Source organism: Candidatus Shapirobacteria bacterium (genome assembly GCA_041659325.1).
In the GTDB taxonomy this organism is placed as follows: domain Bacteria; phylum Patescibacteriota; class Microgenomatia; order UBA12405; family UBA12405; genus JBAZYN01.
The window spans coordinates 46,211-67,434 of sequence record JBAZYN010000001.1 but is presented as its reverse complement, the minus strand read 5'-3'; the positions used below and the strand labels follow the sequence as shown (position 1 = coordinate 67,434).

25 protein-coding genes are annotated in these 21,224 nt (G+C 40.8%); 5 read left to right on the top strand and 20 right to left on the bottom strand.

What is annotated here, in order from left to right; all coding sequences use genetic code 11:
* Position 1 precedes the first annotated feature (1 nt).
* The 6 genes from WC841_00385 to murJ are packed head-to-tail and all read right to left on the bottom strand — an operon-like array spanning position 2 to position 5,945.
* A complete protein-coding gene (locus tag WC841_00385; GenBank protein MFA5827806.1) occupies positions 2–1,522 on the bottom strand; it encodes a hypothetical protein in 1,521 nt (506 codons plus the stop codon).
* A gap of 44 nt (positions 1,523–1,566) precedes the next feature.
* On the bottom strand, positions 1,567–2,844 hold the full coding sequence (locus WC841_00380) for a hypothetical protein (protein ID MFA5827805.1): 1,278 nt from the start codon (positions 2,842–2,844) through the stop codon (positions 1,567–1,569).
* On the bottom strand, positions 2,844–3,098 hold the full coding sequence (locus WC841_00375; protein ID MFA5827804.1) for a hypothetical protein: 255 nt from the start codon (positions 3,096–3,098) through the stop codon (positions 2,844–2,846). Before WC841_00375 ends, WC841_00380 begins: the two co-directional genes overlap by 1 nt.
* Positions 3,088–3,741, bottom strand: coding sequence for a hypothetical protein (locus WC841_00370; GenBank protein ID MFA5827803.1), 654 nt, complete (start codon positions 3,739–3,741; stop codon positions 3,088–3,090). The genes WC841_00375 and WC841_00370 overlap by 11 nt, the downstream gene beginning before the upstream one ends.
* Positions 3,738–4,307 carry a hypothetical protein gene (locus tag WC841_00365; GenBank protein MFA5827802.1) on the bottom strand — a complete coding sequence of 190 codons (570 nt, stop codon included), beginning with the start codon at positions 4,305–4,307 and terminating at the stop codon, positions 3,738–3,740. Before WC841_00365 ends, WC841_00370 begins: the two co-directional genes overlap by 4 nt.
* Before the next feature lie 27 nt (positions 4,308–4,334).
* Entirely contained in the window at positions 4,335–5,945 is a 1,611-nt protein-coding gene (murJ, locus tag WC841_00360) for a murein biosynthesis integral membrane protein MurJ (GenBank protein ID MFA5827801.1), read from the bottom strand.
* A 73-nt stretch (positions 5,946–6,018) separates the two neighbouring features.
* Between murJ and rpsT the strand changes: the two genes are divergently transcribed.
* Positions 6,019–6,330, top strand: coding sequence for a 30S ribosomal protein S20 (gene rpsT / locus WC841_00355; protein MFA5827800.1), 312 nt, complete (start codon positions 6,019–6,021; stop codon positions 6,328–6,330).
* On the opposite strand, the gene WC841_00350 is transcribed toward rpsT, so the two are convergent.
* Together WC841_00350 and WC841_00345 are read right to left on the bottom strand one after the other, a co-directional pair.
* The gene (locus WC841_00350) at positions 6,327–6,800 is read right to left on the bottom strand and encodes a hypothetical protein (protein MFA5827799.1); all 474 of its coding nucleotides are present in this window, start codon (positions 6,798–6,800) and stop codon (positions 6,327–6,329) included. The genes rpsT and WC841_00350 overlap by 4 nt on opposite strands.
* A 97-nt stretch (positions 6,801–6,897) precedes the next feature.
* Positions 6,898–7,137 (bottom strand): hypothetical protein, encoded by a 240-nt coding sequence (locus WC841_00345; protein ID MFA5827798.1) that lies wholly within the window; start codon positions 7,135–7,137, stop codon positions 6,898–6,900.
* Positions 7,138–7,175: 38 nt separating this feature from the next.
* Here WC841_00345 and WC841_00340 point away from each other — a divergent pair, with 38 nt between their 5' ends.
* A complete protein-coding gene (locus WC841_00340) occupies positions 7,176–7,946 on the top strand; it encodes a TatD family hydrolase (protein MFA5827797.1) in 771 nt (256 codons plus the stop codon).
* A 22-nt stretch (positions 7,947–7,968) separates the two neighbouring features.
* Here WC841_00340 and WC841_00335 read toward each other — a convergent pair whose 3' ends face one another.
* The 9 genes from WC841_00335 to WC841_00295 form a co-directional block, all read right to left on the bottom strand.
* Positions 7,969–8,211: a thioredoxin family protein gene (locus WC841_00335; GenBank protein ID MFA5827796.1), complete on the bottom strand. Its 243-nt coding sequence runs from the start codon at positions 8,209–8,211 to the stop codon at positions 7,969–7,971.
* 235 nt (positions 8,212–8,446) lie between these two features.
* A complete protein-coding gene (locus tag WC841_00330; protein ID MFA5827795.1) occupies positions 8,447–9,286 on the bottom strand; it encodes a bifunctional 5,10-methylenetetrahydrofolate dehydrogenase/5,10-methenyltetrahydrofolate cyclohydrolase in 840 nt (279 codons plus the stop codon).
* 6 nt (positions 9,287–9,292) lie between these two features.
* Positions 9,293–10,051, bottom strand: coding sequence for a type I methionyl aminopeptidase (gene map / locus WC841_00325; GenBank protein MFA5827794.1), 759 nt, complete (start codon positions 10,049–10,051; stop codon positions 9,293–9,295).
* A 21-nt stretch (positions 10,052–10,072) separates the two neighbouring features.
* On the bottom strand, positions 10,073–11,536 hold the full coding sequence (locus WC841_00320; GenBank protein ID MFA5827793.1) for a bifunctional UDP-sugar hydrolase/5'-nucleotidase: 1,464 nt from the start codon (positions 11,534–11,536) through the stop codon (positions 10,073–10,075).
* A gap of 3 nt (positions 11,537–11,539) precedes the next feature.
* On the bottom strand, positions 11,540–12,460 hold the full coding sequence (locus WC841_00315) for an NAD(P)-dependent oxidoreductase (protein MFA5827792.1): 921 nt from the start codon (positions 12,458–12,460) through the stop codon (positions 11,540–11,542).
* 4 nt (positions 12,461–12,464) lie between these two features.
* Positions 12,465–13,427, bottom strand: a complete 963-nt coding sequence (locus WC841_00310; GenBank protein ID MFA5827791.1) for a DUF362 domain-containing protein — start codon at positions 13,425–13,427, stop codon at positions 12,465–12,467.
* On the bottom strand, positions 13,428–13,829 hold the full coding sequence (locus WC841_00305; protein MFA5827790.1) for a pyridoxamine 5'-phosphate oxidase family protein: 402 nt from the start codon (positions 13,827–13,829) through the stop codon (positions 13,428–13,430). It lies immediately after the preceding gene.
* Positions 13,819–14,454 (bottom strand): DUF1648 domain-containing protein, encoded by a 636-nt coding sequence (locus WC841_00300; GenBank protein MFA5827789.1) that lies wholly within the window; start codon positions 14,452–14,454, stop codon positions 13,819–13,821. Before WC841_00300 ends, WC841_00305 begins: the two co-directional genes overlap by 11 nt.
* 1 nt (position 14,455) lies before the next feature.
* Positions 14,456–15,181 (bottom strand): hypothetical protein, encoded by a 726-nt coding sequence (locus tag WC841_00295; protein ID MFA5827788.1) that lies wholly within the window; start codon positions 15,179–15,181, stop codon positions 14,456–14,458.
* Positions 15,182–15,224: 43 nt separating this feature from the next.
* Here WC841_00295 and WC841_00290 point away from each other — a divergent pair, with 43 nt between their 5' ends.
* A complete protein-coding gene (locus WC841_00290) occupies positions 15,225–15,980 on the top strand; it encodes a methyltransferase domain-containing protein (protein ID MFA5827787.1) in 756 nt (251 codons plus the stop codon).
* A 15-nt stretch (positions 15,981–15,995) separates the two neighbouring features.
* Here WC841_00290 and WC841_00285 read toward each other — a convergent pair whose 3' ends face one another.
* Positions 15,996–16,601 (bottom strand): thiamine pyrophosphate-dependent enzyme, encoded by a 606-nt coding sequence (locus tag WC841_00285; GenBank protein MFA5827786.1) that lies wholly within the window; start codon positions 16,599–16,601, stop codon positions 15,996–15,998.
* On the bottom strand, positions 16,598–18,277 hold the full coding sequence (locus WC841_00280) for a 2-oxoacid:acceptor oxidoreductase subunit alpha (protein ID MFA5827785.1): 1,680 nt from the start codon (positions 18,275–18,277) through the stop codon (positions 16,598–16,600). The genes WC841_00285 and WC841_00280 overlap by 4 nt, the downstream gene beginning before the upstream one ends.
* A gap of 129 nt (positions 18,278–18,406) precedes the next feature.
* Between WC841_00280 and WC841_00275 the strand changes: the two genes are divergently transcribed.
* Both WC841_00275 and WC841_00270 read left to right on the top strand, forming a co-directional pair.
* Entirely contained in the window at positions 18,407–20,173 is a 1,767-nt protein-coding gene (locus WC841_00275) for an ABC transporter ATP-binding protein (protein MFA5827784.1), read from the top strand.
* A gap of 69 nt (positions 20,174–20,242) precedes the next feature.
* On the top strand, positions 20,243–20,740 hold the full coding sequence (locus WC841_00270) for a hypothetical protein (GenBank protein MFA5827783.1): 498 nt from the start codon (positions 20,243–20,245) through the stop codon (positions 20,738–20,740).
* Positions 20,741–20,744: 4 nt separating this feature from the next.
* On the opposite strand, the gene WC841_00265 is transcribed toward WC841_00270, so the two are convergent.
* On the bottom strand, positions 20,745–21,188 hold the full coding sequence (locus tag WC841_00265) for a DUF5666 domain-containing protein (GenBank protein MFA5827782.1): 444 nt from the start codon (positions 21,186–21,188) through the stop codon (positions 20,745–20,747).
* Positions 21,189–21,224 lie beyond the last annotated feature (36 nt).

Genomic DNA, 21,224 nt, shown 5'->3' with positions numbered 1-21,224 from the left:
ATTATTGCCAACGGCCTCCTGATTCCGGCCCAGTGAGGTGGACTTCGCCCTCGATCTTTATTGACCCTCCACTATCGGGAATTTTATAAGTTATATAAAATTCATCTGGATGATTAGGGACTAGTTGACTTGTTTGGTCTGATAAAGACCAACTGTTTTTGTTGATCCTAATTCTCCCCTTGTCAAATTCATACATCGGGTAGTCTTTCCAGCCCTGAACAGATATGTATATTGTCTGACCGGCTGAAACAGAAGAGGCGGAAATCTCGGACCAATCCTGATCATATAGCCTTATCTTTGTACAATTACAGGAATAGGTAGGACCCGTGGTGGGCGTGGCGGTGGGGGTGGGGGTATTGGTGGGAACTGGAGTGTTGGTCGGAGTGGGGGTGCGGGTGCCAGTGGGAGTTTTGGTAGGAACGGGGGTTTTGGTCGGGGTGGGAGTTCTGGTTGGTGTAGGTGTCTTGGTGGGACTTGGAGTTCTAGTTGGTGTAGGAGTATTTGTGGGGGTTCTGGTTGGTGTAGGAGTTTTGGTGGGAGTAGAAATTGGAGATATCACCGTAATCCAATGAATACAGTTATTACTGACACATTCTTTGCTTAAGTTTTTCCAATCATTAACGTCGGTGGTGCAACGGTTTGGGCCAATGACGTTTTTGTAAAGAGTTTTTCCTGCAGAACAGAGATAGTTACATTGGGTACAATCGTACGCATTTGCTTCAATTGCATATACACCGATTGTGGGGGGGGTGAAATTGGAGGAGGGATTGGTTGATTCGGAGAGACGACGGATATCCGTGCCGTTGCCTACCCTACCCCCGATCTCAGGTACTTTGGCGCTACTAATAATTCCGTAATGGCTGACAGTTGCCAAAATTTTAACAGTTTCTCCAATCGTAATAGTTATGTCGGAACTTTGGCCATTTAGAGTTAAGCCTTTACACGAAAAGTCCGGAATAGCAGGAGTCGGAGTGAGCGGCGGGGTGTTGGTGGGAGTGACGGTAGTACATTTACTATCATCCCACTTACAACCGGTTTTGGCACAGTTCCAACCATTACCGGTGGCATCAACCTGGTAAATGCCACATTGGACACTGGTGGAGATACTATGGGTACCGGGACCGTATTGTTTGGTTTGGGTGGCACAGCCGACACCCTGATTGGCATCTGATTGACATTGGTTTTTATTTTTACCCGGGAAATATTCCTGTTTACAATTAGCGACGGATAAGGTGGCAGTCCCCCCGGAAACAGTAAAACTATCACAGTTACCGGTAATGGTAACTCCGGGAGTGGAGCTATTGCAGGTGCACCTACTGCTTATCCAAGCACAGCCGCTTCCCGCGTGGGTCCAACAGGTAGATTCATTGGTAACATTATTACAAAAACCTTCATTGCAATTTTGGGCAAAATTACGAAGATCCTGATTCCTTTTTACTAAGACAACCGCGCCTACAAGGGAGAGACCAAGAAATATGGTACTAAAAACCCGATAAAATCTATTAACCTTTTGGCTTTGCATGGCTATTTGTATTCAGTCTATAGAAAAATAAAGTTTTTACAACATCAAATTAGTAAGAATCCAAATACTAATAAAGAAACTGACAGAACACCAAGTAGGATTGTCGGGAAGGAGGTCCCTGTTTTTGGTACGCCGGAGTCAGTGCTTGGTTTATATGTTCTAGAAGTGGGTTCTATAGTGGAACTTGGAGTCGGGAATAAGGTAGAAACCGGGGTAGGTGTTTGGGAAATTGAAACCGGGGTCTCCGTCGGACTGGGAATCGGGATCTGAGTAGGAGTGGTCAAACTGCCACTGCCACTGGCAGTATAAGCCAATGAGTCAGATTCCCCTGAAACAGAAAAGTTGTGTTCAGCGGTCTCCGCCTTGATCACATAATTACCCGGAATTAAGTTTGAAACTGGTGACCAATGCCAAGTGCCGGTAGAGTCAGAAACCGGGCTACCGGAAGCGTTGGTCGGCCCGGAAATGCTTACCGTCAATGTATAGTTTGGACTTGCCGTGCCAAAAAAATCGGGCCTAAGGGTAGAAAGAGTTTCACCGTTTTTTGGATTTAATATAGTTACCGCCGAGGAAGAAGGGTAGTCGGATCCGAGGCCGACATTTCCTATAGATTCCGGTACAATTTGCTCGGAGGTAAAGACGTCTTGTCCGATGATAATGTCCGGAACAGGATTATTCCTAGAAGTATTTCCGATGATCTGGGTTATATGACCATCCTCTGAAACAATGTATATTTCTTCATCTATATTGGGCTGTGGTGTAAACCAGTCTTCTTTCTCCGTGTTGTAACTATTGGCGAAGGTGATGTTCCAGTTACCATTACTGGTAACAAGGGCCGACAGAGGTGATCCATCGGGAATAATTAGATAGACCAAAGAGTAGGCTCCAGGGCTTTTATCGGGATTGTATACCTTCCCCCAGGCGATATCGGCCGAGGGAGCAGTTCCGGAAGGTTTTTTGGCAGTTTTTACCGTAAAGGACGGTTCTTCATAAGTTGCCCCGCCTGAAACTATCGAATAGCTGTATTCGGTACTTTCTTTTAAATTATCTACGGAAAAATAATGGATTTTTGAAGTTTGAACGAAGTTGTTGATGATACGACTGTCTAAGGAAATCAGGGAGGGACAATCGGTCGAGGTGCTGAAGGAAATGGCAAAAGAAGTATGAGTTATATTGGTTGTCTGGATGTTGATTGGGTTGCAATCACCGCTTGCTTTGGATCTGGTGTTGATAGTAGTTGAAGAAAGGTAAACACCAGCTACGATACTAATGAGTAAAAAAATCAGACCTAAAATCGTAGGAATCTTTTTTTCTTTTTTCATTATGAAGATGGGGTAGGTATCATAGGAATAGGTAACACTATACTATCTTGGGTGTATTCTTTTCTTTGTTCTATAAGGTTAATTGTTTCGACATCAAGGACAGGATCAATTGGTTTTGTCAGATTACTTGCCTTGGTTTCACCGATTGGCCCAATTAAGTTGCTGTAACTCTTCTGAACCAGATAAACAAAGATGGCTAAAAATGAAAAAATCGATATGAGGAGAAAATATCCAACAACCTTATTATTTTTCATTTTGAGTTTTTTTCCAATAATATATTTCGTTGGTAAAACTGACGTTTATCAAGTTGTCTGATGATGAATTTTCGGTGGTATCGGTATCGTCCTTGGCAGAGCCGATTCTGACTGATTTAAGGCTAATTAGCCGGCGGTTGTGAAGTAACTTGTCGATTATATCCAGGGCTGATGCGTAGGATGTCTTTCTGCTTATGGCAACCGTGTAAAATTCTAATTGCGTAGGAAAAGGACTATTTTTAGGATTTTCCATAAGATTGTAGCTCAGCTTATCGAGGGTTATGCCGGATTCTTTTGCGGCAGAAACCATCTGAACCATAGATTGACGATAGTCGGGATTGTCGGGAAGGGCTGAGTTTATAACGCCATATCTTTCCTGGACCTGAGAGAACGCGTCCTGAGCTAAGACCAGGTCGCTAATCTTGCCCTTCATCTCTGAAATCATTTTCTCTTTTGCATTTATTTCTCCAATCAGTGCGGAAATAGTCAAGGCCGTCGGCCTGATAGCAAAGAAAAGAAAAAAGGTTATTAGGGCAAAGGTTCCGCTTGTTTCTAAGGATTTTACGAATTTCCTATTTTCAACTTGTTTTTTGAGGTATTCAGTTAGCGGACGCCCCTTAGAAAATATGTTTGTTTGAATCATGTTTTTTTGTCCGGCTTAAACACTAGATACAGTTTTACAGAGTATTTATTTTCTTTTGGCTTTTTTTCGATACTTTTTACGTCCACGGTCTTGATATTTTCGTTAACAGTTAAATTGGTGATTAGATCGATTATTGATTCTTCCCTAAGGGATATCAGGTCAATGTTGGCGACAATGCTTTTTTTGTCGGTGTTGTTTTCCAGGGTAAGGTTGTTAAAGACGATACCATTCGGGGTGCTTTCGGCAAGTGAGGCTATCTTGCTGTTGTATTCGGGAGTTTTTGAATAGAAGTCTTTGATTACTTTTAGCCTTTGCTGAAGGAGGGAATATTCTTGTTCGAATTCCTGGGTACTTTCCAATATTGCCTTATGTTGACGGAGGACTTCTGAATAATCCGAATTCTTTCGATCTAACCAGAAACGGGAAAGAAAAGCACTAATAACAATCAACTCAGTAAAGACAATTATGAAACGACCAATTGTGGTAATCCATCTGAGAAATCTAGCCGAAGGTGAGTTTGGATTTTCTTCGTCCGGGAGCAAAGAAATTTCCTTTTTGGCAGGCATATTGAATTAAGTATATACATAATGTATTTACTTTAAAACTAATTGTTTCAGTTTTATGAAATATTTTTCAAAATCACGGCATTCTTGGACCATAAGCCAATGGGAGATGACAAAATACACGAAAATTCCAAAAAATGTAGAGACGGAAAAAAGCATAACCAGATTTGTTGTTTTACTTGTATCCAGGACGAAGACATCTAATAACTTGACCAACCCCCATGAAATTAACCCGGTCAAAAGAGAAGCGAAAACCATTTTCCCGAATCTCTTAAAGACATCGTCCCAATAAAAGCCATCAACTTTTTTGATAAAAAGCCAGAAGAGACCAACAAATTGGACAATATTACTCAGAGAAGCGCTGATAGCCAGACCGATTACGCCGAGGCTAGTGAAGTTAATTAGGTAGTAACTTGAAGAAATGTTTAATACAAGCGAGAAAAAAGAAACATAAAGGGGGATTTTGGTGTTGTGCATGGCATAAAACGACCTAATTAAAATCTGGCTAACAGCCTGACAGACAATGGCCGGGGTCAAAAAAGCCAAAATCCTTGCGGTTAGCAGCGTTGCCGTCCAAGGAAATTCTCGACTGCCAAAAGCAATCCTGACAATAGAAACTCTTTGGATCAGAATGAGGGTGGTGATAGGCAGAGCAATAAAAACACTTTGCAATAAAGTTTTTTTGACGGTTTGTCTAAAAATATCCATTTCGTTTCGGGCAATATTTTTTGAAAGAATGGGAAGTGATGCCTGCCCGATGGTGGTGCCAAAAATTCTACTGGGAAGATACATTAACTGGAGTGATAGATTTAGAAGAGAAATTGATCCGGCGGCCAGGCTAGAAGCAAAAAATAAAGTTACCGTGTTTTCAATTTCCCCAAGGCCAAGAGAGAGGCTCCGGGGAACCATAAGCCTAAATACTTCTTTGACTCCCTTCAGCCGAATATTTATCAGGCGGGTGTAATTAAAACCGATTTTTCTTAGCACAGGGATTTGAATAGCAAGGTGGAAAAAAGATCCTATAACTACGCCATAAACTACTCCATATATACCAAAGGTGGGAGCGAGAGTGAAAATACCAAGAATGATGAAGATATTGTAGGTAATCGGGGAGAGGGCTGGGATGATAAATATTTGGTTAACTTGCAGGATGGCCGTGACGAAGTTACTGATAAGAAAAAACACCTGGGCAACAAGAAGTATCCGTGTAAGATCGACCATTAAAGCTAGCTGATCGGCGGAGAATCCGCTGGCAATAATTCTCGTTAGTGGACGGGCAAAGATAAAGATAGAAATGGAGCAAAATAAAAAAACGATGAAAAGTAGGTTAATGACAGTTGACCCGATTTTATCAGCAGTTTCCTTGTCTTTGTGTAAATAACTTGAAAATACGGGAATAAATGAGGCAGACAGAGCCCCGGTTACCAAAAGCTTGAAAACCAGATCGGGTAGGCGGAAGGCAGCATTGTATACATCCAGCTCAAGCACACAGCACTTGAAAAAGTGGGCGTAAAGGAAACGACTCCTCAAAAAGCCAAGGAGGGCCGAGATGGCAAAAGTTATCCCGAGAACCAGAGACGCCGAAAGGATGCTGTTTTGTTTCTTGATAGAAAAGATAGCAACACGCTCTCTGATGGTCATAGGCTAATTATATGTGATTAATTGTAACAATGAATTCTTGAATTTAATTTGGATATGGGGTAGAATACCCGATATGCCAATAAGCCTTTCTGCAAAAAAATCCTTAAGAGTAGCCAAAAGAAATCATAAGACGAATGTTGTCTTAAAACAAAAATTTAAATCTACGGCCAAAAAATTCCAGGAGAAGCCGACCTCGGAGGGCCTGATAAAAGTCGTATCTCTCCTCGATAAATTGGATAAAGGTCATCTTTTTCATCACAATAAAGTGAACCGGATGAAATCCAGGTTTTCCAAAATGGTTTCGGTGAAAGCTGAGATCAAAATTGAAAATCCGGCTAAGAAAAAAGTAAAGAAAGCCGTAAAAAAGGTAGTAAAGAAGAGCTAAATCTCCGTGTAAGGGTCGGGAAGCAGGCCAGATTCAATTTCTTTTTCCAGAGCAGTATGGTGAGCGGCTTTAAATGATTTACCTTTTTTCATTTCACGAAATTCGGTGATTTCGTGAAGGGTGGTGCTGTCGAAAAAATTTTGTGAGACTTTTTTGCTGTCGGAAACATTTTTACAGCCGCATAAATCTTTGGGGCTATCCCCGGGATGGTGAGTCGCTATCCATATCTCGTTTTGCGGGATAAACTCATGGACATAACCATGTCCGCCGTGACCAAACATAATGCTGATGTTGTTTCTAATCCAAGTACCGTCGACGGCATAAACCTTGAAACCGTCCTGAAATCTGATAAATTTCTTCCATTTACCGGATAGAATAAATTTCTTATCTTTTTGGGTGGCACGGGATTGGATATCGGCCTCAAACTCCGCCCAAATTTTGTTACGTTTATTTTTTGGAGTTTTATACATTGTTTTAATTTAATTATAGAGATTGGTTTGGTGTATTATATCTGCATCACAATTGGTATATTCTGTGATAATTAGAACGATTTAGGGAGAATTAGCCCTATCTATTTTCAATTATATTTAGCTTCTGTTCTATTCTTGTCAGAACTACTTCTCTGGTAGTTTCAGGTACCTCTGCAAGGGTGGCGGTGTGCGTTCGGGCAGTCGCCATTAAATCAGGGTTGGCGAGTAGCTCTTGAAAATGTATTAAGTCATCGCGATCAAGACGATAAGGTGGACAGTTCCGTGCGGTTGGCAGTAGACGCCTAATCCTTTCTTGTAATTCTTCTATTCTAGACATAAAAATAGGTTAGAATACGGTAATATATTGATTGTACCATGATTGATACTCATGCCCATTTATCGAAAAGATTCTGTGAATCCGTTGAGGTTGACGGTGTCCGTGTGATTTTGGCGGCGAGTAATCTGGAAGATTCAAAAGAAAACATAGAGCTGGCTCAGGCTGACAAAAAGCAATTTTGGGCAAGTGTGGGAATTCACCCACAATGTACCGATCCGCAAAATCGGGAGTCTATAAAAGATCAACTATTGTTACTCGAAGAATTAGTAAAAGCCAATAAAGTAATCGTGGCAATTGGGGAGTGTGGACTTGATTTTTCTACCCCACCTCCGAATGAGAAGGAAAGAAGTAGGAATGAACAGGAGGCATTGTTCAGGGGACAAATTGAAATTGCCCAAGAATACAAATTGCCTTTGATTATTCATGCCAGAAAAGCGGTGGATGAGGTAGTTTTGATATTAAAAGATTATAAAGATATCGGCGGGGTTTTTCATTGTTATGCCGGAGGAAAAAAAAGGATTAAAAATGTCTTGGGATTGGGAGAAAGTTGGTACTTTGGATTTGACGGGAATATAACTTATGAGGTCGGATTGAATGAGGTAGTATCCGAAATTCCCAGGGACAGGTTGTTGGCAGAGACTGATTGCCCGTGTCTGACGCCGGTTCCCCACCGGGGAGAAATAAATAAACCGGAATACGTTAAATTTGTATACAACAAGGTGGCGGAAATTTGGCAAACTAATTTAGAAGAAGCAGAAAAAATAATTGACAATAATGCTAGAAGACTATTTAAGATAAAATCCCTCTAAATCTCCCTTTGACAAGGGAGACTTACTTCATAAAATCAGAAATAATATTCTCTAATTCCTTGATTGACGGGTATTTGTCGACGAAAGCAACTTCATTATCAATCATAAGAACTGTGCTTCCCTGGATGCCTTGGCTATAGATGCGGCTCATGTCTTTGATATATTCCGGATCATAATCAATTTGGAGACGTTTACACAAAGCTGCTAAATTGGTAAAAAGTTGTTTGCCTCTGGGGCTACCGCGATCAAAAAGTTGGATTCGCATGATTTATTTTAACAAATAACGTCAGATGTCATCTTGCTGCCACAAGAGTAAGTTGGCTTCTGACGCCTCGACCTGTAGTCTCAACTGTAATTTAGCAAACTCCGTGTTGGACAGCCTCCCAAGAGCATTTGCGGCAATGATAGTTCCGTCAAGTTGTTTTATATTGGTCAGTCTTTGTGCTACCGGAAGTTGATGAAGTTCTGCTAACGACATGCGAAAACGTTCTGTATCTCTATTACCCATTTGTTGACGCAACTTTTATGAGATTCCAGAGAAGTGATGCAACTGTCATCGGCCCGACACCTCCGGGAACCGGGGTTATATATCCGGCAACAGTAGCCACACTTTCAAAATCGATATCCCCGATTAGTTTGCCGGTTTGAACGTCTGGGCTTAGCCCAATATCAACCACAACAGCGCCTTTTTTGACATATTCGGAGGTAATAAATCCACCCTTGCCGATAGCAGAGATTAAGATATCCGCGTTTTTACATACTGATTTCAGATCTGTGGTGAAACTATGACAAAGGGTGACAGTGGCATTTTGGGCCATTAATAAGGCCACAAGCGGAAGACCCACTTCTGAACTACGACCAATAACAACGGCGTTCTTACCGCTTATTTGAATTTTATATTCTTCCAACAGTTTTATAACACCAAGCGGGGTGGCGGAAGCGATGGCGGAGAGGTTTCTTTGAAATAAAAGTCCAAGATTGGTGGCGGTTAGGCCGTCGACATCTTTGGTGGGGTCGATGGAGTTTAAAATCTGTGAGGTATCTAATTCCGGTGGTAGCGGAAGCTGAACCATAATGCCTGATGATGTCGGATCAAGATTGAGTTTTTTGATTTTTTCAATAATTTCCTGAGTGCTGACTTGACCGACAAAAGAAAATAGTCTGGTATTGATACCAATCTCTTTGGCTTTTTTTTCTTTCATTTTCACATATTTAATGCTAGACAAATTTTTGCCAATAAGAATTATGTCTAAACAGGGTGAAATTTGTAATTTTGGAATTTCTGACTTTAGGTGACGAAGAATTTTATCAGAAGTAGCTTTGCCGTCGAGGATGGTCATGATTTATTATAACTTAGTTAATACTTCCGAACCATTCGGAGTAATTAAAATGGTGTGTTCGAACTGACAAGACAAGGAGCCATCGGCAGTACGAATGGTCCATCCGTCGTTTTTGTCGACGGTGATCCGCCATTCTGGAGAAGCATTTACCATGGGTTCAATGGTAAAAACCATTCCAGGTTTTAGAATGACGTCATTTTTGTGGGTATCAAAGTGGAATACAAAGGGGTCTTCGTGGAAGTTTAAACCAATTCCATGACCACCCAAATCCCTAACAACGCTGAAACCGTGTTTTTTTACAAACGGCTCAATTATTTTGCCGATACAATCGTTTAGGTAGCGTCCCGGCTTTAAACATTTTATGGCAAGATCAAGCGATTGCCGTGTGACTTGCAATAATTTGGTTGCCAGAGGGGAGACTCGACCTATCGGATAAGAAGCGGAGACATCACCATAAAAACCGTTTAGGATGGTAGTGATGTCGAGATTGATTAAATCACCATTTTTTAAAACAGTTGTGTCTGAAGGAATACCATGACAAACGACGTTGTTGACAGAGGTACAAATGCTTTTGGGAAACCCGTTGTAATTAAGCGGAGCCGGAATGGCTCCTTTTGACAGAATAAAGTCGTGGGCCAAGGTGTTGAGTTCCCCGGTAGTAATTCCGGGCTTTAAAAAATCGGCCAGATAGTTAAGAGTCTCTGCTGCCAACCGGCTAGAGAGTCTGATCCCTATGATTTGCCCGGGTGTTTTGATAATCACCATTGGGCTGATTATACGACTTTTTTATTTGTAAATCAGCCGGCCTTCGATTTTTGAATCCTGATTTTGATTTGACCGAAGATACTCGATAAGGACATCCTGCGATGAAGTGGTAACTACTTTTGACGGGCCATCTTGAAGCATCTCGTCGGGCGAAATATTTAGAAATTTACTACAACCATTAAAAGTATAGCTACTCATGGCAATAGTGTAGGTTTTGTGATCATCGACCGGTATGCCGTTATATGTAAGCGAAGCAAGTTTCTTATTTCCGTCATCGTAAGTAGCCTGTATACCACGACTAACCTGATAACATTCGCCTTCTCCGTCGCGGTTTTCAATTCTCATTGTATGCGAAAAGATTCTTTTTAATTTACTGCCCTGAATAGTATATCGGGTAATGGAATCGTTGTAAGGGAAACAACTGATAATGTCGCTTAAGGTGACAATCGGACCCAGTTCTTTTGACCTGACGGCACCGCTACCGCAAAACATAACATCGCACTGGGCATTTTGGGCAAAAATATCAGCGATTAAGTTGCCGAGAGGAGTTTCAATCGTTCTTTCCGGGTGGACAAGTTTCTGAGAAAACTTGGTAATAATGGCACTATATTTGGAATCGACTTCGTTTTTAAAAGATTCTATAAACTCTAAAAGTTTATGGTCGGGCGAAGCGATATCAGAGGTAATGTCGACCATTTGCCATTTGTAGTCAACAATTGAATTTGTATCGTCGTCGACCGTAATGTCAAAACGACCGACTTGATTGGTAGAAGTCCCGGCTTGAGTAATCAGAATATTGTTTATTTTTTCCGGTTTTTCCAAAATTGTGTGAGAGTGCCCCCCGATTATTATGTCTACTCCCCAACTTGGATCTATTAGGCCGGCCAATTGCTTGTCGGATTCGATACCGATATGAGTCAACAGGATGGTAAGGTCGATGTCATCATTTTTGTAGGCGTTACTGATTTTGCCGACTTCTTTGGAGGCGTCTTCCAGAGTGACAAAGGAGCCAATAAGTTTGTCCTGGGAAATAGAATCGATTACCTTTTCGGTAATAATACCGGTAAACAAAATTTGAAATCCGGCTTTTTTAAGAATTACATAAGGATTCATCAGGCGCTTGTTGTAGTTTTTGATATAAAGATTGGCATTTACTATTGGGAAATTGGCCATTTTTTCCAAGAAAAGAAGGTGCGGAAGGCCATAGTCGAACTCGTGGTTACCCAGAGCGACGACGTCAGGGGAAAGATAATTCATAATTTCCATGGTGGAAATCCCCTTGTATTCGGTATCGATTAACGACCCCTGAACCATATCCCCCGATATAACATACAAAACGTTTTTTTCTTCGGACCTGACTTTGTTTAAATAACCCGAAAGAAGGGCCAGGCCACCAATGGTGGTCCCCTCTTTTCCCTGTACTTCAGCCAGAAAATCCCCATGCATGTCGTTTGAGTGGATGATGGTGAATTTTTTGGTGTGCATAGGTTAATTTACACGATTAGAAAAATCATTGTTAATTGCATTTTTGATATTTTCCAACCAAAATTTTAAATTACGTTCCAGGGATTCGGAAGTACACCAGGCAAGCTCGGGGGAAGCAAAAATATTACCGTCATATTTTGAAAAATTCCCCTCCGATTCTTCAAAGGCGTAACCGTAAATCTTTTTGTCAGAAACCAGAGTGAGCAAGAGTTCATGGTTGTAAATTTTGTGGACAATGCTTATAAATATTGATACTGGTTTCATGGTCATTATTAAGTTGTCTGTAATTATATCTTGGGTGTCAGAATTTTGGGCTAGACAGGGAAAGATAACATCTGCCGCAGACATAAGTTCTGTCAATTCGACTTTTTGGAAACGGCTATCAACAGAGTTTTTTGACCAGTATATTACTTTCATGCCAAAACCTTGACAAATTTCAGCGATTCTTTTCCCAATATTTCCAAGACCGATAATCCCAACAACTTTGTCTTTTAACTCCAAACCGGGGTGGAGGGAAAAATCAGCAATCCAATTATTTTTTATGACAAGAGGTAATTTTCGGGCAACCATTAATGCCATCATGACGGCCCATTGGGCAACAGATTCGGTAGAATAATTTCGGATATTAATGACCGGAATGTTAACCGATTGGCAATAGGCTATATCTATCCAACTAAATGAGGTGGATTGAATGCAAATGGCTTTGATGTTGGGGATTGACTCTAGGTCGGTTTTGTCTAGTTTCCAACTGCAAAAATCGGGGTCGAGGGCAATTATTTTTTCTTCATTAGTGGTAATATCTTTGATCTGGGAAACGGGCTTGCTATCTTTGTCGATGATAATTTCACCAAATGGCTTGAGCTGATCAATAAAGTCAGAAGAAAAAATTGTCTGAGCAACAGGAGAAAGAAGATATATTTTCATTAGTTTAATTTTTAATAATTAATTCCGGGGGGATCTGGCCAAGAATTGATTCGTCAAAATTACCAATAATTGATTTATAACTTTTGGCCATTTCAATCATCGGCCCGTTGAACCGGCTATTTAAGAGAGCAAGACCAAGGTGGTCAACTTCTAAACCATTAGAGCCACCAAGGATGACCCCCCAATTTTGGCAATTTTGACAAGTAAAAGTATCAAAATCCATATCGCCGACAGAGTAAATACCGTCGATAACAAAATGATATTTAAAGAGAGATTGATAAATTTTGTTGATATCTAAGATAGAAATGGCAACTTTTGATTCGGGTTGATTACCATCGTGATACTTGCCCCGGTGTGGATCGGGAATAAGCCCAAAATTATTTTTTATAGACAGAGAGGCTCCGTATTCTCGTTCTTTTTTGGCTTTAGCAAAACTAATAAAATTAGAACCTCGGAGATCAAAAAGTTTTTGAGGAACACGGGAATATAACTCTTTAGATTCTACGGGTGGGTACCTTGCTTCAACTATAGATTTGATAGTTGCTGAATCGACAACATCGCCAGACCAAACTTCGTTTGTGATATTCAAATATTCTGCTTGATGTTTTTTTAGTACTTTATCAATACCTTCTTTTTCAAGAAACCATTCATCCTGCTTTTTGAAAAAGTCCCAGTGTATTTTTCCGGTTTCGATGGTGGCCTCTTTAGAAGAAAAATAATCACCTTCTTTACGAAACACTTTGTCGGTACGCCAAAAAGTGTAGCTCTCGACGACGACAGTGGGACGATTCAGTGATGTTAGGAGCATATCAAGGGCTTTTGATTCGGTGTGGCTACCTTCCAGACCGTCCACCCAATTCGGTTTGATGATTACCTTTTTTGAGGTTAACCCAAGACTCAGGACAAACTCATCCATGCCGGATTGATTGAAAATTTTCGAAATATTAGTTGATCCTAGTTTAATCATCTAAACCTCTTGTTTAAAAAGTAATTTTGGATTAGCCAGGTCCCAAATTTCTGTAACTGTTACTAAAACGGCGGCCTTGTGGGCAAGACCTTCATTGTCGGGATCTGCGTCTACAATTTGTTTCCACTTGCCTTGCGTTAAATATTGGGCAACTCCCTTTAGTTGATAACCACGATTCCCGGCCGGATTGTCCTCTGGATCCCAAAAAGCAACAGATACTTGACTGTTGATTAATAAATTTTGCCGGGTTTTATTGAAAAAATTATCAGAGATTAAAACCTGATTGTCTGAAATGACCTTGCAACAAGCAACGGCAATACAATTTGGCCGGCCGTCGGGAGTTGAAGTAGCCAGGGCTAAAATCGACGATTCGATTGATTCTTTTAGATCATTAAGATTCATGGTTTTCTTTTTGATAAAGATAATATGAGTAAGCGAAGACGAAAATACTGGCAAAAATAACGGGGAGAAAAATTAGGAGAGCGGCGGAGCCGGGGAAAAGAATACCGGCAAGAGATATTACTCCAACGGCCTTAAACAATTTTCCGCCAATAGCATGGGTTTTATCCCAAACGATATCACTACTCATGGTCCAGGGAGTACGGATGCCGACAAACCAGTTACGTTTGGCAACAGAAGTCAAAACGCCGGTGTAATAAAAAAGAAGGGCAAAGGCCGGCGCCAGAAACTGAACCATATTAAATTGATAACCTGAATTCCAAATTAAAGTAAGGCAAAATAAGTAGAATAAAAAAATAAAGATGATAACAACAAAATTGTTAAAATGATGTTCGAATTGCTTAAAGTTTTTTTTGTAGGGATCAGTCGATGGCAGGAAACGAAAAAGCAGATATAGCCCAATTAAAAGAATTGGCATAAAAAACAGGCCAAATGCCTTTGGGGAATAACCATCGACCTGGCCGGAGGCTCCCCAGTGGGTAGCAACCAGTTCAGGAACCTTGGGGTAAAAATAAAAACCCAACAAGAAAGAAAGGGCGATAATAAAAATTGGAATGTTTTTCTTCATATTATTTGGACCAGCTAATTTTTTCAGGTAAAGTACCTTCAAAATTCACACGGCCGCCTACCAGGTTAAAGGACTTAACCGATAAACCAGGAACACTGTCGATTCTGATCTCAGCCAGTTGAGCCAAGTAATGCTGATTTTCTTTTACTAAATTGACAGGGATTGGTAGTTTACCTATCTCTATTTTTTGAGTGTCAAGAGATACTTTGTTATTTTGGACGGAAACTATACCTTTGAAATAAAAGGGAGTGCTGCCTTTTATTTTTAGATAGTCGGCCGCTGTCTGGGCAACATCGGGCGAGATACCAATAGCGCCCAAATAACCGGTGAGTCGATCAAGAATTAAGATTCCGGATGCTTCGCCGGAACCATCACTGTTTAATTTTATTTGGATGTCTGAGACGGGGTAATATTTCCAGGTCGGACTGTTACTTAATGCAGTAATTTCTTCCGAAGTAAGGCTAACGGAGACAGTTTTGCTCCCGGAATATTTGATACTATTTTTTGGTTCGGCCGAAGAAGTGGCCATTTCTGACATCTCTATCCCGTTTTTTTGGACAACAGAATTAAGATCGGAATCAGTATAGACAACTCCTAAGTTACGGGGTTTATCGGATCCCAGAACAGAGGATAATTTTGGAATAAATCCAAGATAGCCTAAAATCAGAATGGGGGTAGCGATTAAAAGAACTAAAACGATTAATATAAATCTGATAAAACCTTTCATAGTAAAATATGTGTGTTGATAATTAATGTATTTTATAACATTTATGAATAAAGATACTTCATGGCAGAAAGTCGGAAAGTGGTATTCCGAGTTGGTTTCGGAAAGTGGGCATTATTATCACCAACACGTGATTTTGCCAAACCTTTTGAGGCTGATGGACCTAAAAACAAACGATAGGGTGATTGACTTGGCTTGCGGGCAGGGAATTTTGGGCAGGTATTTGCCGGTTGGGCCAAAATATATCGGGCTGGATGCGGCAAAGAATTTAATTCAAGAGGCGGTGAAGCTTGATAAAAATATTAACCATAAATATTTTGTCGAGGATGTTTCAAAGGAGATAAAATTAAATAGTTTCTTTAGCCACGTCGCCATAATTTTGGCTTTACAAAACATTAAACACGCTTTTAGAGTGGTAAGAAACGCCAGTAGATTACTCGAAAAAGATGGACGTTTTTTCATAGTTTTAAACCATCCGGCTTTCCGAATACCCCAACACAGTGGATGGGGGGTAGACAAAGAAAGGGGTATCCAGTACCGGAAAATCGAGGCTTATATGTCGCCCTTGGAAATCCCCATCGAGAGTAGCCCCTTTGATAAAAAAAATAACCAACTGACCTATACTTTTCACTATCCCCTATCGGCTTACTGCGAAATGCTATCGGACAATGGATTCGTAATAGAAAAAATTGAGGAGTGGATATCGGATAAAAAAAGTGAGGGTGGGATGGCAAAAACTGAAGACAAGGCGAGGATGGAAATACCGTTATTTATGGCGATTGTGGCAAGAATTATAAAATAGGATTCGGGTAGTTGGCTATTTACCGAAGGCAAGGCAAAATTGGGCAGTATCAAGAAGGGAGAACCCCCTGAACTTCATGGCTGATTCGATTAATTCGTTTAGTTTACCAACATCTTTTGAATCAACAGTTTCGGCAAAAACTTCCGGGTTGACTGCCTTGACTAATTTAACCGGGTCAAGTGGAACGCCGGGAGCACCAAGTGGAGTTGATTTAGTTTTGGTCCCCTTGGCGGTAGTGGGGCTGGTCTGGCCGGTGGTTAATGAATAAAGATGGTTATTGGCGACAAAAACGGTAATGTCTATGTTCATCCGGGCAGCAGCGATTAAATGATTTAACCCCTCACCATATATTCCTCCGTCACCCCCAACCGCACAAACGGTCAGTGACGGATTGGCAACTTTTGCACCGATTGCGAAAGGGATGCACCGGCCATGAAGGGTGTGGGCACCAAAAGAATTAATAAAATCAGCCATATTACCGGCACAGCCGATATCATAGGCGATAACCAAGTCAGAGGTCGAAACATTAAGCTTTGTTAGAGTTTGCTGAATTCCCGAAGAAAGTAAGTAGTTGCTGCACCCCGGACACCAGGTGGGGATTATGTTTGTTTTAAAGTTCATAAAGTTAAAAGTTTGGCTATCTCTTCGGGGTAAAAGGGGCGGCCGTTAAATTTTAATATTTGAGAGGTGGGATGAAAATTAAATTGAGATTTTAAAAGAGTGGTTAACTGACCGGTTTGGTTGGCTTCAATGACGGCGACAGATTGATATTTTTCGACAATATTTGAGACTTCTTGGCCAATCGGCCAAAGACTGCGGATTTGTAAAAAGGCATAATCGGGTAAGTTCTTTAAAGCCTCAAGAACCGGCTGTGTGGTTGACCCCCAGCTTATTATTAGTTTCTTGGCGTTTGTGTTGCCATAAAGCATGGGGCCGGGAAGAAGATCCAGAGCAGTTTTTAGTTTTGTCATTCTTTTTTCCATCATTTGCTTGGACATTTCAGGTAATTCTGTCGAAAAACCTCTTTCGTCGTGCTCATAGCTATTGCTTAGAAATTCACCGTTGACCGTACCCGGAAGGGTTAATGGGGAAACTCCACTTTGGGTTTTTAGGGAATATCGGCGAAAGTTATTGTCCGGAGCTTTGACGACAGAACCCTCTTCTATAGCTACCTTTGATTTTGAAAAATCAGCGACATTGCTACAGGACTCACCAAGATATTTGTCGCTTAGGACGATAATCGGCGTTTGTAGTTGAGCGGCAAGGTTCAAAGCCAGGGCAGAAAAATCAAAACATTCCTGATGGCTTCCCGGGGCTAAAACAATTTTTGGAAATTCGCCATGACCGGCATAAATGGCATGGAGCAAATCGCCCTGAGCAGTCCAGGTGGGCAAACCAGTAGCCGGGCCCGGGCGGGAAACCAAATAATAAACCATGCCAATTTCCGCAATGCCGCAAAAACTGATGGCTTCATCCATAAGGACGAATCCCCCACCCGATGTTCCAACTGCAACACGGGCACCGGCAAAGGCGGCACCGGCTCCAATATTGGCAACGGCAATCTCATCTTCGGGATGAAGTACAGTCAGCTTATAATCTTTTTGTTTTTCGGCCAGAAAATGCAAAATCCCTGTGGCCGGAGTCATGGGATAAGCAGCATAAAAATTCCCGCCTGATTGTAGAAAACCCCATCCGAGTGATTCGTTGCCGTCGCAGATTAGACCATTTTTATTATCTACCTTTGGTAAATTTAATTTTTGAACAAATTGGGAGTAATTGTTTTTGGCGTAAGTGTAACCGACATTAAAAGCCTGATGATTTATCTCCGCGTTTTTGCCGTATTGACTCGTAATACTATTTTTTGCAATCTCTGTACTGAGACCTAAAAGAAAAGCCGCCACTCCCAAACAAATAGTATTGCCCACCAAATTGTTTCCTACCGAAGTAGATAGTTCTTTAATGGGGAGATTAATATAATGACCTTTGGTGGAAGTATTCTCAAATGGTTCGTCCCCAAAGATCAAGGAATCATCGTGAAATTCGTCTACATGTGGCTGCCAATGGCCGCTTTGGACGGAGAAAAAGAGGTCAACGGAAAAATGGGGAGCATAGATTTTGTCAATACAAGCGCTGACCTGATAAGTATTGTGGCCACCCCGAACCAACGACGGATATTCATTGTAGTCTTTGATGTTAAATCCATGAGCGACCAACGCTTTTGATAGAAGCTGGCCGCCGGACTTGACCCCAAGCCCGGCCGGAGCGGCAATTTTTATGGTAAAGACTTGCGATGGCATAATGCTATTGTACTAGATGGATTTTGTTAAAACACAAAATAACTTTTTTTGATTATAATTTGCCTATTGTATTGGATGATTTTGGGATTATAATTTTCCTTGCCCATTTAAGAGTTTTTGTGGGGTTTTATGGCCAAAACTTTTGTTAAATTCTACCAATTTATTTTTAGATATAAAACCAGTTTTTTGGTTTTTATAGTCACTTTGGTGGCGTCGGGGATATTGGAAAACCTGAGCCCATATATATTAAAGCTGTTAATTGATAACGCCAGTAAAGGAAACTTTGAAGTACTTTTTGGCTTACTTTTGGGGCTGGTTGGGATGAGAATAACATCGAACTTTATCGATGCATTGTCGATTTATTTGGGCGATAAAATTCAGATACCGGCGGCAAGGGATGCCAGGATAGCGGTGTTTAAAAAAATCCAGGATTTGGACTTTGCTTTTCATGTAAATAAAAATACCGGATCACTGATCTCGGCTTTTAAAAGAGGCGACGGGGCGTTTTTTAATCTGTTCCAGAACTTTCACCACGAGGTATTAAAAACCATAGTCAGCCTGGGGGTGGTACTTTTTTTCTTTTCAAAAATCAACTCGGTAATATTGGTTGTAATGCTCGGACTATTCGTAATTAATGTCGCGGTGATGAGTTTGCTGATAAAGTTTAATCTTAAAACAAGAAAGGAATTTAATGATTCGGAAGACAGAATTTCCGGCATTATTACCGATAATTTAATAAATTACGAAACTGTAAAATTTTTTGCCCAGGAAGATCAGGAGGAAAACCGATTGAGGACTGAATTCAAAGACTGGTTTATTAAAATGTGGCGCTTTAGTAATAGCTTCCGTTTGATGGATATATCAATCGGCACCATCTCCAACCTAGGGTTATTTGTAATATTGGCAGTTATGGTGAGAATGTTGACTAAACAACAGATTGGCCTTGGCGATTTTGTGATGGTATCCAGTTTCGTATCCGGGTTTTATTATCGATTTTTCGGACTATTTTTCCAGTTTAGAAATATCGCCAAGAGTTTTATTGATTTGGGAAAATATTTTGATATTCTTGACGATGACATTATCGTTAAAGACCCCGGTGTATCAAAAAAAATCGAGCTTGTGAGAGGAAAAATAGAACTCGAAGATGCCGAGTTTTCATATCCGGGAAACAAAAAGAAGGTTTTGGGAAAAATTAATTTATTGATTGAGCCGGGACAGTCGGTGGCTTTTGTGGGAAGATCCGGAGCCGGGAAAACCACACTGGTTAAACTGATATTAAGATTTTATGATCTGACTTCCGGGAAAATAATGCTAGACGGAATAGATATCAGAGACATGGATAAGAGTTATTTGCGATCGTTTATGGGGGTGGTTCCGCAGGAGCCTGTATTGTTTAATAATACCATCGGTTTTAACATCGGTTATGGAAACAAAGATGTCGGCCTTGGTTCTATTAAAGCGGCGGCAAAATTAGCTAATTTGGATAAATTTATCGAGGAGCTACCGGAAAAATATGAGACTCAGGTCGGAGAAAGAGGAATCAAGCTCTCGGGGGGACAAAAACAAAGATTGGCCATCGCCAGGGCCATGCTTATTAACCCTAAAGTATTAATTTTTGATGAGGCGACCAGTAACCTGGATTCAGAATCAGAAGGTCTAGTACAGGACGCTTTATGGAAAACGGCTGCCAACAGGACGGTTTTGATAATTGCCCATCGGTTTTCAACTATCAGAAGGGCAGATAAAATTATTGTCATGGATAAAGGGAAAATTGCGGAAACAGGAACGCATCAGGAATTACTGGAAATTGACAATGGGATATATAGGAAGTTGTGGGAACTTCAGGCTCGAGGAAAACTAGAACAGGAAAGTGGGGGGCTGATGACGCCAAATTGAGCGGAAAAATGGTATAATAGGTCACAAGATTTGAGATAGTTTATTTTTTGACCGAGCTTGTTTCTATATATGAAGAGTACTGGTATGTTTAAGGTTGGAGAAAAAATAATTGATTCGGATCATATTTATTTGGTTTACGAGATTAAAAACCAGAAAATATCTGCCTCTGAAAGCCGTGAATATCTCTATTACAAACCTCTAAATAATTCGGGGCCCAGGATGACCGGAGCAATCCCTACCAATAATGCGCAGAAGGCGGGCTTGAGGAAATTAATGTCGAAAAGTGAAATAGAAGCATTTATGAAAACGATAAAAAAAACGAGCCCTCTGGAAGTTATTGACTATAAACTTTATAAGGACATACTGTGCCTAAACGATCCCGTAAAGACGTTACCGCTTTTGAAAGCTTTGTGGCTCAAGAAGAAAGAAATGAACGAGACTTTTTCCAGAAGTGATCAGGAAATTTTGGAGTCCATAATGACACACCTGGTAAATGAATTCTCTTATGTGACTAAAACCGAGGCTGATGCTGTACGAAAGAAACTGCAACAAAATTTGAGTGCATAAAAAATTAAGGTTGAACCGGGGGGGTAATTTGGGTATTCCCGACAATAGGATTGAGCTGAATGTTTTGAGCCGTAACGCTTCCATCGGTGTTTACTGAACCGAAAATAGCGACTTTTTCGCCGACTTTTAGGTCAGTTAATAAACCCTGGCTAGCTTTGTTGATGGCAGTTTTTTCGGATAGGAGAATAATTTTTGAGCTACCGTCGGGTAAATTTACTGTTATGGTGTTTTCGTCCTGAGCGGAAATTTCACCAACTATTTGCCCCCCACCGAGACGCATTCTATTGGCCTGAGTATTATTACCGACCGCTCCGGATAACATCCGGTCACCAAATTGACCCCTTTGGGAAACGATTTTACTAAGTTGATACTTTGTGCCACCAAAAAAACCAGCCCCAGTAAATAAAACGATTAAAAGAACCCAAATTATGTTGTTTTGTTTTGCCATAGTTTTTTTTTGTTAATAATTAATCATATTGTTTGA

Coding starts and splice junctions, on each gene's coding strand:
- WC841_00385 (MFA5827806.1), bottom strand. CDS start 1,522: ATGCAAAGCCAAAAGGTTAATAGATTTTATCGGGTTTTTAGTACCATA.
- WC841_00380 (MFA5827805.1), bottom strand. CDS start 2,844: ATGAAAAAAGAAAAAAAGATTCCTACGATTTTAGGTCTGATTTTTTTA.
- WC841_00375 (MFA5827804.1), bottom strand. CDS start 3,098: ATGAAAAATAATAAGGTTGTTGGATATTTTCTCCTCATATCGATTTTT.
- WC841_00370 (MFA5827803.1), bottom strand. CDS start 3,741: ATGATTCAAACAAACATATTTTCTAAGGGGCGTCCGCTAACTGAATAC.
- WC841_00365 (MFA5827802.1), bottom strand. CDS start 4,307: ATGCCTGCCAAAAAGGAAATTTCTTTGCTCCCGGACGAAGAAAATCCA.
- murJ (MFA5827801.1), bottom strand. CDS start 5,945: ATGACCATCAGAGAGCGTGTTGCTATCTTTTCTATCAAGAAACAAAAC.
- rpsT (MFA5827800.1), top strand. CDS start 6,019: ATGCCAATAAGCCTTTCTGCAAAAAAATCCTTAAGAGTAGCCAAAAGA.
- WC841_00350 (MFA5827799.1), bottom strand. CDS start 6,800: ATGTATAAAACTCCAAAAAATAAACGTAACAAAATTTGGGCGGAGTTT.
- WC841_00345 (MFA5827798.1), bottom strand. CDS start 7,137: ATGTCTAGAATAGAAGAATTACAAGAAAGGATTAGGCGTCTACTGCCA.
- WC841_00340 (MFA5827797.1), top strand. CDS start 7,176: ATGATTGATACTCATGCCCATTTATCGAAAAGATTCTGTGAATCCGTT.
- WC841_00335 (MFA5827796.1), bottom strand. CDS start 8,211: ATGCGAATCCAACTTTTTGATCGCGGTAGCCCCAGAGGCAAACAACTT.
- WC841_00330 (MFA5827795.1), bottom strand. CDS start 9,286: ATGACCATCCTCGACGGCAAAGCTACTTCTGATAAAATTCTTCGTCAC.
- map (MFA5827794.1), bottom strand. CDS start 10,051: ATGGTGATTATCAAAACACCCGGGCAAATCATAGGGATCAGACTCTCT.
- WC841_00320 (MFA5827793.1), bottom strand. CDS start 11,536: ATGCACACCAAAAAATTCACCATCATCCACTCAAACGACATGCATGGG.
- WC841_00315 (MFA5827792.1), bottom strand. CDS start 12,460: ATGAAAATATATCTTCTTTCTCCTGTTGCTCAGACAATTTTTTCTTCT.
- WC841_00310 (MFA5827791.1), bottom strand. CDS start 13,427: ATGATTAAACTAGGATCAACTAATATTTCGAAAATTTTCAATCAATCC.
- WC841_00305 (MFA5827790.1), bottom strand. CDS start 13,829: ATGAATCTTAATGATCTAAAAGAATCAATCGAATCGTCGATTTTAGCC.
- WC841_00300 (MFA5827789.1), bottom strand. CDS start 14,454: ATGAAGAAAAACATTCCAATTTTTATTATCGCCCTTTCTTTCTTGTTG.
- WC841_00295 (MFA5827788.1), bottom strand. CDS start 15,181: ATGAAAGGTTTTATCAGATTTATATTAATCGTTTTAGTTCTTTTAATC.
- WC841_00290 (MFA5827787.1), top strand. CDS start 15,225: ATGAATAAAGATACTTCATGGCAGAAAGTCGGAAAGTGGTATTCCGAG.
- WC841_00285 (MFA5827786.1), bottom strand. CDS start 16,601: ATGAACTTTAAAACAAACATAATCCCCACCTGGTGTCCGGGGTGCAGC.
- WC841_00280 (MFA5827785.1), bottom strand. CDS start 18,277: ATGCCATCGCAAGTCTTTACCATAAAAATTGCCGCTCCGGCCGGGCTT.
- WC841_00275 (MFA5827784.1), top strand. CDS start 18,407: ATGGCCAAAACTTTTGTTAAATTCTACCAATTTATTTTTAGATATAAA.
- WC841_00270 (MFA5827783.1), top strand. CDS start 20,243: ATGAAGAGTACTGGTATGTTTAAGGTTGGAGAAAAAATAATTGATTCG.
- WC841_00265 (MFA5827782.1), bottom strand. CDS start 21,188: ATGGCAAAACAAAACAACATAATTTGGGTTCTTTTAATCGTTTTATTT.